This window comes from Pseudomonas sp. WS 5503, from assembly GCF_012985385.1.
Taxonomy (GTDB): domain Bacteria; phylum Pseudomonadota; class Gammaproteobacteria; order Pseudomonadales; family Pseudomonadaceae; genus Aquipseudomonas; species Aquipseudomonas paracarnis.
This window is the reverse complement of the sequence record NZ_JAAQWI010000006.1, coordinates 170,017-186,534: the sequence shown is the minus strand read 5'-3', so window position 1 is coordinate 186,534 and position 16,518 is coordinate 170,017. Positions and strand designations below refer to the sequence as shown.

At 60.5% G+C, this 16,518-nt stretch carries 10 protein-coding genes; 3 read left to right on the top strand and 7 right to left on the bottom strand.

The genetic code is table 11. The features are described 5' to 3' along the window. Positions 1-12 precede the first annotated feature (12 nt). The 4 genes from HBO10_RS17150 to HBO10_RS17135 form a co-directional block, all read right to left on the bottom strand. Positions 13-4,443 (bottom strand): SpvB/TcaC N-terminal domain-containing protein, encoded by a 4,431-nt coding sequence (locus HBO10_RS17150; RefSeq protein WP_034125722.1) that lies wholly within the window; start codon positions 4,441-4,443, stop codon positions 13-15. Further along, a complete protein-coding gene (locus HBO10_RS17145) occupies positions 4,440-9,119 on the bottom strand; it encodes a neuraminidase-like domain-containing protein (RefSeq protein ID WP_034125721.1) in 4,680 nt (1,559 codons plus the stop codon). The genes HBO10_RS17150 and HBO10_RS17145 overlap by 4 nt, the downstream gene beginning before the upstream one ends. A gap of 34 nt (positions 9,120-9,153) precedes the next feature. Next, positions 9,154-11,790 carry a Tc toxin subunit A gene (locus tag HBO10_RS17140; RefSeq protein WP_034125720.1) on the bottom strand — a complete coding sequence of 879 codons (2,637 nt, stop codon included), beginning with the start codon at positions 11,788-11,790 and terminating at the stop codon, positions 9,154-9,156. Between the two features lie 183 nt (positions 11,791-11,973). Beyond that, complete coding sequence (locus HBO10_RS17135; protein ID WP_020303041.1) at positions 11,974-12,450, bottom strand: hemerythrin domain-containing protein; 477 nt, start codon at positions 12,448-12,450, stop codon at positions 11,974-11,976. A 299-nt stretch (positions 12,451-12,749) separates the two neighbouring features. On the opposite strand from HBO10_RS17135, the gene HBO10_RS17130 reads away from it, so the two are divergent. Continuing rightward, on the top strand, positions 12,750-12,956 hold the full coding sequence (locus HBO10_RS17130; RefSeq protein WP_003191730.1) for a hypothetical protein: 207 nt from the start codon (positions 12,750-12,752) through the stop codon (positions 12,954-12,956). Between the two features lie 61 nt (positions 12,957-13,017). Here HBO10_RS17130 and HBO10_RS17125 read toward each other — a convergent pair whose 3' ends face one another. Together HBO10_RS17125 and HBO10_RS17120 are read right to left on the bottom strand one after the other, a co-directional pair. Next, positions 13,018-13,578 (bottom strand): type 1 glutamine amidotransferase domain-containing protein, encoded by a 561-nt coding sequence (locus HBO10_RS17125; RefSeq protein WP_034125719.1) that lies wholly within the window; start codon positions 13,576-13,578, stop codon positions 13,018-13,020. A gap of 30 nt (positions 13,579-13,608) precedes the next feature. Then, entirely contained in the window at positions 13,609-14,112 is a 504-nt protein-coding gene (locus HBO10_RS17120; RefSeq protein WP_034125718.1) for a DUF4142 domain-containing protein, read from the bottom strand. 196 nt (positions 14,113-14,308) lie between these two features. On the opposite strand from HBO10_RS17120, the gene HBO10_RS17115 reads away from it, so the two are divergent. Both HBO10_RS17115 and HBO10_RS17110 read left to right on the top strand, forming a co-directional pair. Further along, a complete protein-coding gene (locus HBO10_RS17115; RefSeq protein WP_034125717.1) occupies positions 14,309-14,518 on the top strand; it encodes a hypothetical protein in 210 nt (69 codons plus the stop codon). A 177-nt stretch (positions 14,519-14,695) separates the two neighbouring features. Beyond that, entirely contained in the window at positions 14,696-15,490 is a 795-nt protein-coding gene (locus HBO10_RS17110; RefSeq protein ID WP_034125716.1) for a class II aldolase/adducin family protein, read from the top strand. Positions 15,491-15,614: 124 nt separating this feature from the next. On the opposite strand, the gene HBO10_RS17105 is transcribed toward HBO10_RS17110, so the two are convergent. After that, positions 15,615-16,460: a helix-turn-helix transcriptional regulator gene (locus HBO10_RS17105; RefSeq protein ID WP_034125715.1), complete on the bottom strand. Its 846-nt coding sequence runs from the start codon at positions 16,458-16,460 to the stop codon at positions 15,615-15,617. Positions 16,461-16,518 lie beyond the last annotated feature (58 nt).

Genomic DNA, 16,518 nt, shown 5'->3' with positions numbered 1-16,518 from the left:
CCGGCTCTGTTGTCAGGCCGGCGCGTGCGTGTCGTTTTCGTCTTCAGCGATGCTGTACCAGGCGTGGTAGGTCTGGCGCCGCGTGTCGCCATTGGCATTGAGCACGCGTACCGGGCGCCCCAACGCGTCATGAAAGTGCTGCTCGCTGGGACGCAAGGTGTTGAAGGCCGCATCGTCGATATAGCCGGCACGGTCGGCAAAGTAAGGTCGCCAGGTGCGCGCCAGGCAACCCTGATTGTCATACTCCACACGGCCGCTGATCCGCCAACGGCGAGTGGCATCGGTTGGCTCGGCACCCGCGCTCAACATACCGGCGTCATCGACTGCAAAGGCCGGGCCCGGTTGCGCCTTTTCCTGGGTTTGCCGCACGCGGCCAAAGCCGTCGCTGAAGGCGAGGGCTACCTGGATCTGCGCCGTTTGCGACGTGCCTTGCCAACGGTCGGCGTGCAGTACCACGACGTGCACCGGCACTTGCCTGGCCGCCTGAATCAGGCGCTTGAGGGTTTGATGATGGGGGAGCGCAGCGCTCAGGCTGTTCAGGCGTGCCAACGCCGAGGCACGAATATGCCCGCTGGGCAGCAGGTAACCGTTGCTTACCCATTGCGCCTGGATGCTGGCGGGTGGAATGCGCCCCATCCAACTGAACACGTCGTAGAAGCACGCGCTTTGAGCGTTGAGCAACGCCGCCTTCGGATCAGTCAGGGCCTGCGCCGGGCCCGTATCGGGCGTGCGGATGAAGGGCGTAGGGGCGTCATGGCCGACGGGCTTTCCTTGCTCCTCACCCTTGAGGCCGGTCGCCAGCAGCAGCCCGTGGGCGTCGTAGTGCGCGTAGCGTTGTGTACGCTGTGCGTCAGTCACCGTCACCGGCAGGCCAAGGCGGTAGTCGTACTGCGCCTGGGTCGTGCAGCCGTCCGCCAATTGCACTTTGATGATGTACAGCCCATAGCGGTCGTACTCGGACTGCGTGAACCCATGGCTCAGGCTCGCCTGATGCCGACGAGGCCGATAGAACATTTCGGCCTGGCCGTAGCGGGTGTAACCCTGGCCGAGGGACCACAGGGTGATGGCCTCGTCCTGCCCGGGGTCCGGTGACAGGAACGCGGCCATGGCCCGATAGTGCTGTGCACTGAGCGTAGCAGTGACAGTGCGGCCCTCATATACCTCCAGCGCTTGCTGATCGAGTTCGGCCGTCTCGATATAGGCAGGCAGCGCCTGAAAACTCGCGGTGCCGGCCGGCAAGGGTTCGGTGTGCTCCGCCACGCAGTAGTGCTGCACCGACAGCCCCCCCAGCCTGCGTTCGGCCGCTGTTCCCAATGGATCGGACGGGCCCTGCGCGATGAAGTGTTCATAGCTTATTTTTTCAATCGCTAACGCCTCTTTGCTCAGCACCAGCACGTTGCTTCGTTGCTGGTAAGGCAAGTGCAAGCGCCAGCGCTGCGCGGCGTCCAGGTGAATGAAGCGAGCTCGGGTTTCGTTGAGGTAATACGTCTGCTGCGCTGAGTCGTGTGCGTCACGCCACCACTGCTGCTGGTGGGCTGGCCCAGGCGGTGGGGAGTCGCTGGCTGTCCTGCGACGGGCATAGTCGACCACCACGCTGTGCAGATTGCCGGCGTAGCGGTCCCAGCGCAGATTGAGGATGTGCCGGCAGCACGGGTCGTCCGGTTGGCGCTCGTAGCGACAGGTCAGCGACTCCAGCAACAGTGGCAGCAGCACCGCCGGTTCGCCGGCCTTGGCCGACGGGCTTAATTGCCGTATGAGATAGCGCTGTTGCTGCACCGAATACGGCACTGCCTGTGGTGGCGAATCGGCGGCGGCATACACCTCTTCACGCAGCAGGCTCCCCGCCAATGCACGCTGCATCGCGCGGCGGGTGGTTGCGACGGGCGTGGCGATCAGCGTGTCTCCTGTGCGCCCGGCCTCCAACTGGCCCAGCAGGGTTGGCCCCAGCGCGGGCGCCTGTGGGTCGCCCGGGTAAAAAGCCTCCTGCGAGGGCTCAAAGGTGTGGAACCAGCGTTTGGTCAACACCCCAGGCTGCGCATCGGCCGTAGGGGGTTGCTCGGTGTGCAACACCAGGCCAAAGCCGAGGAACTGGCGCTCCTCACGGTCATAGCAGGCTTGCCGGTAACGAAAATACTGGGTGGAGCGGTTGCCGCTGACCAAGTCCTTTTGCTGTTGCCGCTTGACCACCTGCACTGGGAACGCAAGGCTACTGCCTTGGGGCACTCCCAGGGTTTGCCAGTGCTGTTTTTCGTCGAGCCATTCCTGGGCGCTGCTGCGGTAGCTCAGCTGGGTGGTAGCCCCCCGGTTGTTGAGCGTGGCGGTTAACAAATACGGTTTGAGACTGACGAAGTCATACCGCCAGTGCTGGGGGGTCATGTGCGGCACGCTCAGGATCAGGCTGGAACAGCCCAGGCCTTGAAGGTCGGCAAAGCTGACCTGGCACGTCGCGTCATGGCGCACGCCCTCGGGCCAAGGCAATGTCAGTGGCTCCGATGCCAGCCCGCTGCCGGCGCGGTTCATATAGATCTGTACGTGTTCAGGCGCCAGGTAAATCAGGTCCACCGCGCCTGAACCATCCAGGTCGGCGAGGCGAATATGGGCGGCATCGAAGCTGGCGTGGTCGAACGCCAGTGTGGCGAAGACAAACCCTTTGCCGAAGCGTCCACGGCCGAGGTTGGGCCAGCATTTGATTTCGTTATGGCGGATACGCACCAGGTGTTGTTGGCCGCTGCCCAGGGGGTCGCAAAAGGCGATCAATTCAGCCGGCGAATGGCTGAGGGTGGGTAGCCCCTCATCGTCGGGCGCATGGCGCACCTCCTGGCCAGGATCAAACCCGCCGTCCTGGCGCTGAGCATACAGGCGCACGCTACGGCTGCCGATCAAGGCCAGGTCCAGCCTCCCACTGCCCATCAGGTCGGCCAGTTGCCCGTGGGGATGGAAAAACTCCTGGGGCATCGCCGCAAAAGGCACGAAACCCGACCATTGCCGCTGCGAGTCGAGGCTGAAAAAACCACTCAGCCCCGGTTGCGCCACCACCCATTCCAGATGCCCATCGCCGTCAAGATCCGCCAGTGCCTGGCGCGTGGCTTGGACGGTATCGGCGAGGGGGATGCGTGGCAGGGCCTGCCATGGACCATAGATCAGCGCATTGCTGCTGGCTGGGCCGGGGGCCCTGAGCGGCTCGCGGTAATACCAGCTTTTATCGGTGCGGTGCAGGATGCCCGGCAAACCGTCGCGGTACAGGTCGACCAGTTGATAATGCTGCCCATCGTTGACGCCCGCCATGGCGTCGAACGCTTGATAGCGCGCGGCGTCCAGCGTCGGCACGAAGGCGCTGTAGGCCAGTTCCAGGGGCGGCCAGGCACTGGCGTTCCCCTGGGCGTCAAAGGCCTGGTTGTGCACGGCGTTCAGGCAACTTCCGATGGCGTGGCGATGGGTGTACTCCAGCAACAGACGCCGCGTCAGCACCGGCTCGGCGCCCAGGCTCGGCTCGTCGGGGAAGTAATGAAACATCAGCACTTGCTGGCACCGCCGCAGGGTGCCGAGTTCAAAGCCATAGGCATAACTGCTGATCGGGTCGTTGCGGACCGGCCAGGCGTGTTGTTCGGCATAGGTCGGCACTTGGCTCAGGCCAGCGTCGCGTTCGCCATAATCCAGCAGCAGTTCGAAGTGCCATTGCTTGTCAGCAAGGGCGTCCGCGCGCCACAGCGCCAGATGCTCAAGGGGCTTGAGGTTGCCGTAGCACACCCGCGCCAGATAACGCTGGGCGCGATAGTCCCTGGCGGCGCTTGGCGGCTGGTCGTCGTGTTTGTAGTGGTAATAGATCTGCTCACCCAGGGGGTTGAGGCTTTCCTGCAACAGCCATTGGGCAACACGTAGATCGTCGTTCGGGTCTGCACAGCGCGCGATCGGAGTCTTGCCGAACAGGTGCACGCAGCCGTCGGCCCCCTGAACCAGCCAGAACCCGGCCTTGTCGCTGTCGCAAGACCAATGCTCGATACGGTCGAAGCGCGCTTCTATCACCGGAAAATAGCGCACCACTCGGTGGGGTTCGTCCAGGGCCAGGCCGTTATAGTGGTCCCAGGTCGTGGCCTGAATTTCGCCGTCGGCATCACGCTCAGGGATCATGTCGATGCCTTGGGGGCTGATGAAACGGTCGTCATCACCGTAGGCCGGTACGCCTTTGCGGGTATCACGACTGATGGCGCCTGCCGACATCGCCCAGCCGAGGCCGAAGGGCCCATTGCCTAGGGCGCTGCGATAACCCAGGCTCAGGGCCGGCGTGAAGCCTCGGCCCGGCGAAATGGGCAAGGGCACCTCCAGGCACGCCTCACCCCGTGTGCCCACGGCGCCCCATTGCGCGCCGGGGCCCTGGATGGCGCCACCGCCCTTGGGCAGCGCCGGAATCTTCGGTTCCAAGAGTTCGGGCGGCTGCACGCTCATCGTTGACCTCCGGTGTTTTTAGCGGTGTAGCGCAGGTGCACGATGATATCGGTGAGGGATTCGAGCAGAGCGTTTTGCCGGGCATGGTTGGGAAAGGTCAGTTGCCAGGTGGAGATCGCTCCTGTGTATTCGAACGGCAGGTAACGCTCGTCGCTGTCGAAGTTCAAGGTGAACAATCCGCTGTCATTGAGCCCGCTGGACAGGGCGATTTGCTGTTTGGCGCGCAGGTCTTTTTTTACCGCGGCTTCGGTGTGTCTGGTCGCGGGGGTGACGTGCGTGGTATTGGCGGTTTGGGTCAGGATGGCCTTGATGTCTTCATAGGGCCCCAGCGTGGCGGGCAGGGACACACTGACGTGCTTGATACGCCGCAGGTAATGGCCTGGGTAGTCGTCGTCAAACAGCTTGAGGGTCAGTTCAAAGGTCAAGGTGCCGGTTTTTACCAGGTCGGCTTTAAGCGCGGCCCAGGGCATGTCGCGCGTGGCCATCGGGTCTTGGCTGTGCAGATGGCGCAGCGACACGGTTTTAGTGATCTCCAGCAAACGTTCGTTGTGGGTGACGTAGGCGTTACTCATGCTCAGTAGATTTTGCTTGAGCGCTTCGCCGGCGCTGAAGCCGCGATATTGATGGGTCCAATGCTGGGTTTGAATGAAGTGCTTGTCCCACTGAGCCCGTTCTTCCTGCCAGCAGGCCTCGGCCGCCAGGCACAGCGACAGGGTCGAGTCATAGGCTTGGTAGTAGAAAGTGGAAAGTTGGCCATTGAGCCATTGATACAGTTGGGCGTTGGTAAAGCGTTTGCCGAGCTGGTCGTACAGGCTTCGTGCCTGGGTCAGGCTGGTCTGGGCCAGGCCCAGTTGCAAGCGGGTATGGGCTTGCTGTTCGGTATAAGCCTGCAGTTGGGCGTCGACCTGGGCCAGCTCAAGGCGTGCCTGTTCAAGCGAATGGGCCCACTCGGCGGCGCGTCGGGCAAACAGGTCGGTGCGGTCCAGGTGGGCAGCGTTGGCGCGCTTTTCATTGGCAATGCCTTGGGACGCCGCGTGCAGGGCGTGAAAAGCGCCCTCGTAGCGCACGCCGCCGTTGGAGGTGCCAAAAATATTCGGTATCAGCATCGCCAGCCCCGCGCCGGCTTGTGCCACGGCGGCGGCGGTGTCCCAGCGCGCACTGTCCTGGTACTCCTGGGTGGCCTGGGCCTCGGCCGGGCTGATGCCTCGCTTGAGCTGCTGTTCGAAGAACGCCACCCGCGCTTCGACCATGCGGCGTCCTGCCAACAGCGCCTCCTGGTTCCTCGCATCGAACTGTACGGCCTGGGCCTGTTGTTCGACGGCCAGCCTCGCCAAGTCCCAGGCTTGCTGCTGCTGGGTTTCCAGGTACTGGGCCTGCTCTTTGCGTTCGAACAACGACAGTAAGGTCGTCCCCAACTGGATCAGGTTGTCGACCGCTTGCAAGGCGTGTCCCAGCAGCACCTGGAAGCGATAGTGCGCGGCCTGGGCGGTGCGTAGCGACGGGCGCATGCTGGCGCCGACCGCCCCTTGCTGGTACGCGGCAAGCAGCGTTTGAGGCGTCAGGGTCGCGGCGTACAGCGGCAGACTCAAGGGTTTGCCGGTCAGATCCAGGTGATGGCGCAGGTTGTGCAGGCGAGATTCGATCTTGTCCCAGCGCAGCAGCAGATCAGGGCTCAGGGACCGACACAGCCGCGAGGTGCCCGCAGGTACTGTCGTGCTATCGAGCGTGGAAGGGTTTTGCAGTTTGTCCAAGGTCGTGGCTGCCCAGGGATCGACCGGGTTGAGCGGCGGCCTTGGCCCGAGCAAGCCCTTGACGCGGATGTACCACAACTTGGCGTCGGCCAGGCCGTCACGGGTCATTTGCCGGTAGGCCGCATCCCCGCGATTGAGCAGGATGTCGACGTACAGCAGGTACAGCGCCTGACGAAAATGTACCGCGCTGCTTGTCGCCAATGGGTGGGACACGGACGAGACGTCGTGGCGTTGTGGCGCACTGGTAAGCAGCGCAGGCAGGCGCCAGAACCCGGATGGGTGTACGGGATCGAACACGTAGCGTATCCACGTTTCGGCCTCGGCGTATTGTTGCTCCTGGTTCAGGCGTTGTGCCAACAGCCAGGGCAGGTAAAGAAACAACTCCCAGTAATAGGTGCCATGGGGGCCGTGAAAGTCCAGGGGACTGGGCTTTTTCTCGCTTGGCAATGGCGGCTCGCGCCAGGCATCCGGCGCCAACGCAAACAGCTCATGCAAACCTGCGCCCGCGGTTTTTGCCAGCAGCCCGGCCACGCAGGTGTTGGTGCGTATGGGCGCTCGTGTGTTTTCAGGTTTATCGAGAGACTCGATAGTGGACCCGTTGAAGTCGATGAACTCTGCCGTGCCATAGGGCGGGGTAGCGAGTCGCCGGATAAACGGAGCCAGTGGAATGATGGGGGTGCTGTTATCGGGCGGCAGGGTGAAAGTCGCGGTTTTCAGCGCGTAGCCCAGGATGATGGGGTCGGGGTAATGCACATCGCTTTCCAGTAGCAACACGCCGTGAATCAGCGTCAATGTGGAAGCCGTCGTGTCCGTGGAGTCCTCGTCGTAGGGGTGCAAGGTCGAGGGAGAGAGTTCGATCTGCGCCTCAAGCGTGTGCGTTTCGGAGAGTTCAGTGAACGTGTCGCGCAGGGTGCGCCGAGAGGCGTCTGCCAGGCCGACGAGTACCGTGTTATTGCGATGAGGGCTTTCCGGTAAAGCGCTGTCTCCCTGTCTGGGATACATCAACACGGGTTTGTACAGGCGTTGTTTCTGCTGGACCTGGACCTTGTCCAGTACCAAGTCGTAGGCATGGCTGCTGGACTCCGCTTGATTGTTGTAGAACGAGAGAATGACGGTATAGGTGGCGTCCGGCGTATTGAAAAAATAATCGAAGGCTTCTTGGCTAATGCGTTGGTCGCGCAGATTGAATGTCGCGCTTTTCGGGGTTTCTTGATCTTTTTCAATCTGCGGCAGGGTAAAGATCGTCGGCTGATTCGCTGCATTTTTTATGAATTGGGCATAGCTGACGCCGGTCTCGTTGCACTTGAGGGTCAAGTCGATGCGCACGTTGGAGAAGGTTGCCAGCCTGGCGCTCTCCAGGAAAATCTCGGCGGTGGGGCCTAACGCCAGCATCTCGTTCTGGGCAGGACCGCTGCTGCTGAGGGTGATGGTCAAATTGGCCATTGCGTCTGCCTTGCTGAACCTGACAGTGCGGTGCGGTTCGAAGCGTTTCGCCAGGCGGGTGGTGACCTCCAGTACTGACGTCGTTCGGTTGAACCGGATATCGCTCTCAGCCGAAAGACTGCGGATATGCTGTTGATTGTCTTCGTAATTCCAGCCATGGGTGGTGCCATGGGGCGCATTGTTGGTCAGGGAGTGAACTTTGACCTGGACCGTTTCGGGCGCCCTGAATTGAAATCTTGACCTGTTGTGGTGCCCGAACAGGGCCTGGTACCGCCCGGCCAGTTCAGACTCTTTATGCCAGGAGAACATCCGCCGAGTGCTGCCCAGAGTTTCCAGCCAATGGACGTTGAAGTGCTGATCCAGCCGTACCGCTTGAAAGAAATGCCGATGCACGCCGTTGTGCGAGGAAGCCGTTTGATGGTTCGGCTGTGCGCTCAGGCCCAGGAACAGAGACGGCGGTTGGCTTTTTGAATCGAGTACGGCGATGGACGCAGTGGCACTCATCAAGTCTTCCGAGCTCAATTCGTCAAGGCCCTGTGCAAGGCTGTATTCCTGAATGCAGGCCTGCGGCACGCTCCAACTGTCATCCAGTTTTTTATAGGAAAAGTACAAGCGCAACTGTAGATAGGTGGTCTTTATCCGGGTTTCCAGCCGTTGTTGGTATTCCCTCTCCGATTCGACATCACCTCGTCCAATCGGGGTGATGTCCCTCGACGAGGACGTCGGGTTGATGCATTGGGCCCACACCACGAAGAGGCGCCCGTTGAACACCACCGGGCGAATCGTCTGTTCGGGGACGTTATTGTCAATCGACAGCGGGATCTTTTGCCAGGAGGACCAGGCTGGCGGAGTGGCCGCGTCGCCCGAGGCCATTTTCAGCGTGCGCCAGTAATAGGTGTTTTCCGGACTGGACCTGCCGGTGAAGTAATAAGTGCTGCTGGCAAAGCTGTCTTTATCACCGTCGATATAACCATTGAGGGTCTTGATGTTGGCAAGTGCTTCGAAGCGGCTGAGGTAACTGTGGACGGCTGTCTGCAGAGGCGCAGGCTCTATGCGAAATTGGTTGAGCTGGTTCTCCAGTTGCCTGAAGTTGTCGCTTTTGTCATGGCGCAATGCAGGGCTCAGGTAGGTGGCCGGGTAGTGCTGGAGTTGCTGGTGGGCACGCCACAGTGAATAGGACAGCAACTGGTCTCGCCACTCGGTCTGCTCGTCAGCGCTCATGCCCTGTTCGTCGTAGCCGGGCTCCAGGCCCAGGTAAATGCCGGTGATGTACTGCTGCAGGCTGGCAATGGCGCTGGCGACACGGGTGGTAGGCACCGTATGGCTGACCTGGGGGTCGAGCAGCCAATAGGTATAGATATCGTCTACGGTCTTGACGGTATCGGCCACTGCCGTGTCTTCAGGCAGCACGCTGTTGAGGTAGAACCCCAGCATCGCGTCGCGCAGGTGTTCGTTGAGGTGTTGGGTGAGGGTGTCAGACATGGTCATTCCTTGAACCAGGCGAAATACAACGGGGTTAGGGGGTTGTGGCGATCAATGCCGAGCCAACGTGTTGCCAGTCTTCATTCATCAAGGTGGCATGCAGGTCGGCAGCCTTGAGCAAGGCGCTGGCGGAAAGGCCGGTGAGCCTGACGGCTTCATGGCAACGCAGGAGCCAGTCCAGGTCGGCCAGGGTCCTCACCTGTTTGGCAGGCAGAGATTCAACGAGCAGGTTGATTTCATCGACATCCCACTTGAGCAATGCGGCCAGTTGCGAGGTGCAAGCCCCATTGTCAGTTATGGCGGAGCCTTCGACGGAGGATGAATTGGCGCATTGTAAATAGGCGAGCACGCTGTCCTGGGCCAGCCCGTAGGTGCTGAGGCAATGGGCAAAGCGTTGCAGCAGGTACAGCGTGCTCAGCGTCAGCTTGAGCAGCGAGGCCGCGGTGTGGTCCGGGCTCAGCCAGTGCGGATGGAGCACGAAGGCCTGCAAGGCCTCACGACTCACTGCCAGCCCCAAGGACACTTCAGCATCCGGCAGGCTCAGCAATACATTTTTGTGCAGCTCCGTGGTGGATTCAGCAGTGGCGGTTCGGGCAATTTGTCGAACCACGAGTTTGCGCCATTGCAGGTACGCGGCGGGGTCACCGGCAAGGTGTGAGGGAGCGTTGAGCAGCGTGTCGATTTTTGCTTTCAGCGGCTGCATTTGTTGGTAGAACGCGCCCAGCTTCTTGGTCACTGCCTGTTTGGCATCGCTGTGCAGAGCCGTGTTGCGTTCTGGGTCGAGGCTCAGGGTCTGGGCTTCGATAAGCTGCACCAGCCCATTGGGCAGTTCTTTGGGCGGCGCGGGCTTGAGCAGCGGTTGGCTGTGCAGCAGCCCTTGTACGATGAGGGCATGCCAGGCAATGGGCGCCGCTTTGGTGTCAGGCTCGGGCTGGGGCAATGACAGGTCAGCGAGGTCTTCTTGCGCCAACAGGCCATGCCGGGTCAATTCGACCACCTCATCGAGTTGGGTGATGTACGTCTGCACGTGGGGCGGTGGGGATTGGGCATCCAATAGCAATTGGCGGCGAAGCTGATCAACCGTTTGACCCGTGTCGTTGAGCCAGCGGACCAGCCAGTCCATTTGCATCAGCACATCGAGCAGGTCGGCAGGGGCATTGACGCCGGAGCGACGCAGGCTCGGGTTGACCAGTTGTGCGGTGTAATCCTTACCGCCCAGCAGCGCCGCCACATGGTAGCTGTCGAGCACTGACAGCCCGAACAATCGCGCGATACGGGTTTGGCGATACAGCGCGCTATAAAACGTAAGCGTTGGGCAAGAAGCGGGTAGATGCAGGCGGGCCTGCTTGATCAGCCAGTGCAACGAGGCCGGGGTGTCGCTCAGGTGCAGGCCGGTGCAGAGCTGGTGGCGCAGGGTTGTCGGGATTTCCTCCCTCAAGGCCAGGGTCGGCCTGTCCAGCGTCAATGCCTGGCCTGGCAACGGGCCGGGATTGAACAGCTGGTCGTACAGCGACAGACGAGTGCCGGGTGCCCACACCGGTATCTCATCCAGCACGGCGGCAAAGGCTTGCAATGACAGGCTGTAGCGGCGTTCCAGATAGCGATAGACGCCCAGTGCGCGCAGGGTATTGTCGTTGGCGGGCCGCGCCGGGTCGCCCTCGTGCTCACGCCGCACCACGCTCGTCGACAGGGCGTCGAGTGCGTCGAAGGGCAATTGCGTCCAGCGTTGCAGGCGGATCATTCGGTGCAGGCGCTGATAACGTTCCCATGAGGTATTGAGCAGGCGCGCACCATCCTTGTCCTGCGCATTGATCGACAGGGGCGACTGGGTCGCGCCGGCCTCGGTGATCGGCCCGTTCACGTACGCGGCACCGTTGTGCAGGCGCAGCTTGGCCGGCGGCGTTGGCAGGGCGCTTGCCAGAACATTGCTCGACAGCACCGGCACATACTTGCCGCAGGCCAGTAGCGCTTCGGTCTGATCGGCGGTGAGTCCGGTTTTCTGCAACCAGTGGGACAACTCCTCAAGGGGCTGCTCCTGGGTACCATAGTGCTGGGTAAAAAAATCTTCTGCCTGTACGTCTCCCGTTCTTATTAACAAAGGCTCGGTCAATAACACCTGCTGGGCAGGGCTCAGCCCGGACAGCAAACGTTGCGCTTCATAGGCCTCGTGCCGGACCACGCCGTAAGTGTTTTGCGCGCGCTGGCTGGTGGGCAGCTTGAGGCTGATGCGGTAACTGAGTTCGCCCAATTGTGGCTTGCCGCCGGACAAACCGAGCCAGCACTGGCGATGCGCGCGTTCGAACGGCAGCACGAAGGGGAAGCGTTGCCTGCCGAGCACCTCATCAAGGGAGCGGCCGCGGTATTCACGGCGGGTTTGCTTGAGATGAGCGTCGATCTGGCGGGACAGGGTTTCGTTGATCATCGAGAGTTGAGGAATCACAGCGCTGAGGCCGCGTTCGTCCAGGGGCAGTGTCGTGAGTTCGGGTCGTCGCCGGTCGAGGGTGATCTTGGGCTGTTTGCCTTTACCGCTTTTTTCCAGCGCTTGGGCAAACAGGTATAACGCCTTCAGGTAGGCGATCGGGGAGTCGATTGCCGCCATGGAAGAGGCCGAACACAGCAGGTGCCAGTCCTCTTTGAACAGGTGGGTATAGGTGGGGGAGTGCGTGTCCATTGTGATGAATCTCCTGAAAGCCCCCGGCCACTGCCAAGGGCAATGGCACGCTAGCATGGGGCGCCAGGCCGGCTCGGTCGGCCGGATCGCTGAGTGAGCGAGGAGAAATCATCGGTGCAAATCGATAGCGCGACAGGGCCTGTGGGTCACTGTCGCGCGAACTTTGCTGCGAGGAGGTAGCCGTTACGCCGCCAGCGGTTTTTTCGCCATGGCTTTTTTGTGCGCGGCCTTCATCGCTTCCATCTCGGCCCCCAGCTCTTCGAGCAGCGCTTTACCCAGCAGTTTCTTGGCCTGAGGGAACATCTCGGTTTCTTCTTCTTCGATATGGTGCTCAAGCAACTCCTTGACCACTTTGACGCGACCGGAAAACTCGGTGGACGATGGGTCGGTCTTTTTCAAGTCCGGCAGTACCAGCGAGTCGACGGTGCGGTGCTCTTCCTTGGCTTCGTGGTACATGATGTCCTGTTCCTTGCCACCAGCTTTCCTGAACGCGGGGTAGAGGATTTCTTCTTCAAGTTGGGTGTGCAGGGTGACTTCCATTTCGAGTTTGGCCAACAACTCGGTACGCTTTTTTACCCCGCGTTCAGTGGATTCGCTTAACTGGGTCAGCAGGGTCTTGACGCGTTCATGGTCGGCTTTGAGCAGGTCGATGGCATTCATAGGTAACCTCACGGGGGGTATGCGGGCGTGTCGAAGTGCACGCCTCGTGGTGAGGAAGGTTGCATCAGGCGTACCAACTTTTATGGTTAAAAATTATCTTGTAAATCAGTTGGTTGTATTTTTCTGTGTGCTTGGTGGTCGTGCAGCTTGCATGGTCGGGCCGCGTTGAGATTGCACAACGCACAACCGGTTGCTGACGCTCCAGCGCAACGGGCGGCCATAAAGTGTGGCCAGGAAAATTCTAATGGAACCCTTGGGGCATCTGCTTGACCTAACGCTTAGACTTCAGGAGGTGAATCATGCAAATTGAATATATCTGGATCGTATTGGCGGTGGTTCTGCTGCTCTTGGAACTCTGGGCGATCAATATCGTTTTGCGCAGCACTGGCGGATGGGAGACCAAAGGGTTGTGGGTCGTGGTGCTGGTGTTCGTGCCGTTGCTGGGGTTGATTGCATGGGCGATGTTCGGACCCAAGCGTGAAATGGCGCAGCAGCGTAAAAGCTGAAGCGGTGATTGATAAAAAAACAGGCGCCCATGGGGCGCCTGTTTTCATTGCGGTCAACCGATCAGCCGCCGACGGCCTTGGCAATCGCCTCATTGAACGCTGGTAGGTCGTCCGGCGTGCGCGAGGTGATCAAGGTCCAGCCATTGGCCTGGCACTCTTTAACCTCGGCATCCACCACGCCGGCAGCGCCGGCGTTTTCAAGGTCGATGCGCACGCTTTTATAGGCGGTCAGGGTTTTGCCCTTGACCACGCCAGCGTCGATCAGGGTCCATGGCCCGTGGCAGATCGCCGCGATGACCTTGCCGGCCTGCACGAACTCATTGATCAAGCGCAGCGCGGCGGCATCCTGGCGCAGTGTATCGGCATTCACTGTACCGCCCGGGATGACCAGCGCATCGAAGTCGGCGCTGACAACATCCGACAGTTGCACGTCGGATTCCACGGTCTGGTCTTTTTCCGTGTCGCCGACAAATGTCTGGGTTGTGCCCCCTTTGCTGGAGGCGTGCGTCACGGTCGCGCCGTAGCCACGCAGCGTCTCCAGAGGCTTGAGCAACTCGTCGCGCTCGATGCCGGTGTTGGAGGTGATGACGAGGATGTGCTTGCCGTTGAGTTGCGAGCTCATGGTCGAGTGTCTCCTTGGGTCATGGATGGATTAATGGGCGTATTTGGTTTGCAGTTCCTTGGCCATTTTCAGGTGGGCTTCAAGGGTGGGCAGGGTCTTGGTGGCGAAGGCTTTCAGCTCGGTATTGTCCGAGGAGGCCGCTTCTTTCTTGAACAGTTCGACGGTTTTTTCATGGGCCGCTACCTGGTTGTTGGCATAGGCCTTGTCGAAGGATTCATCGCGCATTTCCAGAATGGCTTTCTTCGCCTGGTCGGTGAGCGCAGCGTCATCGGGTACTTCGATATCGAGTTTTTTCGCCAGGGCCATCAGTTCCTGATTGGCCTTGGTATGGTCTGTGACCATATGCTGGGCGAAGGTCTTTACGTCCGCCGAGCTGCTTTTTTCCAGGGCCAGTTTGCCCGCTTCCACCTCGGTGATACCGCCCTCGGCGGCGTTGTCGACAAAGTCGTTGGAGGTCGCCGCCATCGCGGTGGAAATCGAGCCTGCAATCAGCATGAAGGTAAGGCCCATCGGTTTCATCAGTCGAGTTTTCATGGTGTCTCTCCTTGGAAATGGCGGGATGCCGTTACCTGACTGTTGAATCGAGAGGCGGGTAAAAGGTTTAAATTTTTTTGCGCTTTTTTGCCCAGTGGTGAGGCGAGGCAATTGACTTGAACCAATCCGGATTCCCAGGGTTCTGCTGCATAGGGCCGCCATCTCAGGGGCCTGCCACTGCCAGGAGGATTGCACTGTGACTGATCGTAAAACCGCCGATAAAACCCCCGACCCCGTCAGCTCTGAAGACGCGCAAAAAGGTAATGTCGAGGCCACCAAAGGGCAGACGCTTGAACCTGCGAACCCCAAGACTGAAACCATCGACAAAGTCGTGACGCCGACCTCGATCAAGGACATTGAACGGCAAACGGATGCAATCAACGAGAAACTCAACAACGGGCGTTGAACCTGCTGAGTTGATCGGTGGAAAAGGAGCGAGATCCTGTGGCGGCCTGAAAGCTGCCACTGCTACTTTTTATAAAAAAATATAATAATTAGCTTAGATTAAAATGTGCTTTTTATTATTTATGACCATCCCCTAGTCTTGCCTGGAAGTCCCTTAGGTCATCCAGGAAGATTTGCCATGAGTAGCGTCACGCCGATTTCCAGTGTCTTGAGCAATGTGCGCCAGCGGGTCACACCGCAAGAGTGGGAGGTGCGGGTCAAGTTGGCCGCGGCCTACCGACTGGCGGCGTTGTACAAGTGGACCGATCATATCTACACGCATTTCTCGGCGCGGGTGCCAGGGCCCGAGGCGCATTTCCTGATCAATGCTTTCGGGCTGTTGTTCGACGAAATCAGCGCCTCCAACCTGGTCAAGGTCGATCTGGACGGCACCCTTGTCGATGACCCTACGGGCCTGGGGATCAACTACGCCGGCTATGTGATCCACAGCGCAATCCACGGCGCACGCCATGATTTGCAAGCGGTGCTGCACACCCACACCCGCGACGGTATTGCGGTGTCGGCGCAGAAGCAGGGGTTGTTGCCGATCTCCCAGCACGCTATAGCATTCTCGGGGCGTGTGGCTTACCACGGTTACGAAGGCGTGGCGCTGGACCTGGACGAGCGTGAACGGCTGGTGGCGGATTTGAGCGACAAGAGTGTGATGATCCTGCGTAACCACGGCTTGTTGACGGGCGGCGTCAGCGTCGAGCATGCCTTCCAGCAACTACAAAGCCTGGAGCGGGCCTGCAACATCCAGATTGCGGCACAGGCAGCGGGGAATGCCGAGTTGATCTTCCCACCGGCTGACGTGGTGGCCAAGGTCGAGCAGCAGGCCAAGGTGTTCAGCAATGGCGAAGGCGCGGGCGTGGCGCGGCATTGGAATGCGCTGGTGCGGCAGCTTGAGCGTACCGATACCGACTACAAGAACTGAGTCGGGTGGATTGTTCCCACGCTCTGCGTGGGAACACAGCCCAGGACGCTCTGCGTCCCTAAGCGTGACGCGGAGCGGCACACGAGGCATTCCCACGCAGAGCGTGGGAACGATCATCAAAACCTCACGTCAAGGCGATAGTTGACACGTTGCTGTGCGGCCCGACGGTACTGGCTCGGTCTGCCAGGTAACGCGCCGGCGGTTGGCCCATGGCCTTGCGGAACATGGTGATAAACCCGCTGGCATTTTCATAACCCAGGTCCAGCGCCACGCTCTGCACATTCTCGCCGTTGGCCAGGCGCTGCAGTGAAAGGATTACATGCAACTGCCGGCGCCAGCGACCGAAGCTCAGGCCGATCTCTTCCAGCAGCAGGCGGGTCATGCTGCGTTCGCTCATGCCGATGCGCACGGCCCATTCGCCCAGGGTCGATTTGTCGCCGGGGTTGGCCAATAAGCTGGTGGCCAGCCGATGCAAGCGAGGGTCCTGGGGCATGGGCAAATGCAGGGCCTCGAGGGGGGCCAAGGCCAACTCGTCGAGTAACGTCGCCACTAGCCGGCCCGGGGCGCCGTCTTCGTCGTAGAGCTGCGGGAAGCTGACCGCCTTGCCGATCAATTCGTGCAGCAATGGCGACACCGACAGCGTGCAACATTGCCGGGGCAGGGCGCTGGCGGCGTCCGGGTTGATCAACAGGCAATATACATCTGCTTCGCCAGCGCCACGGGCCGCATGGGTCACACCGCCGGGAATCCACAATGCGCATTGCGGCGGCACGATCCAGATACCCGCCTCGATCACACAATGCACCACGCCGCGCAAGGTGTAGATCAATTGCCCGTGTTGATGGTGGTGAGGGGTATGTTCCCAGCGTTCGGACGTACTCGAGGCGCCCACTGCAACAATCGAGCGAGGGATCGCGGCGGCGTCGCGGACCCGGCAGGGGTCGTATTGGTCGAGGCGGTGATGAACCATGCTGATAACTGCCTTGGCTGGATTGCGAAATATTCTGGCTATTCTATGCAATGCTGTC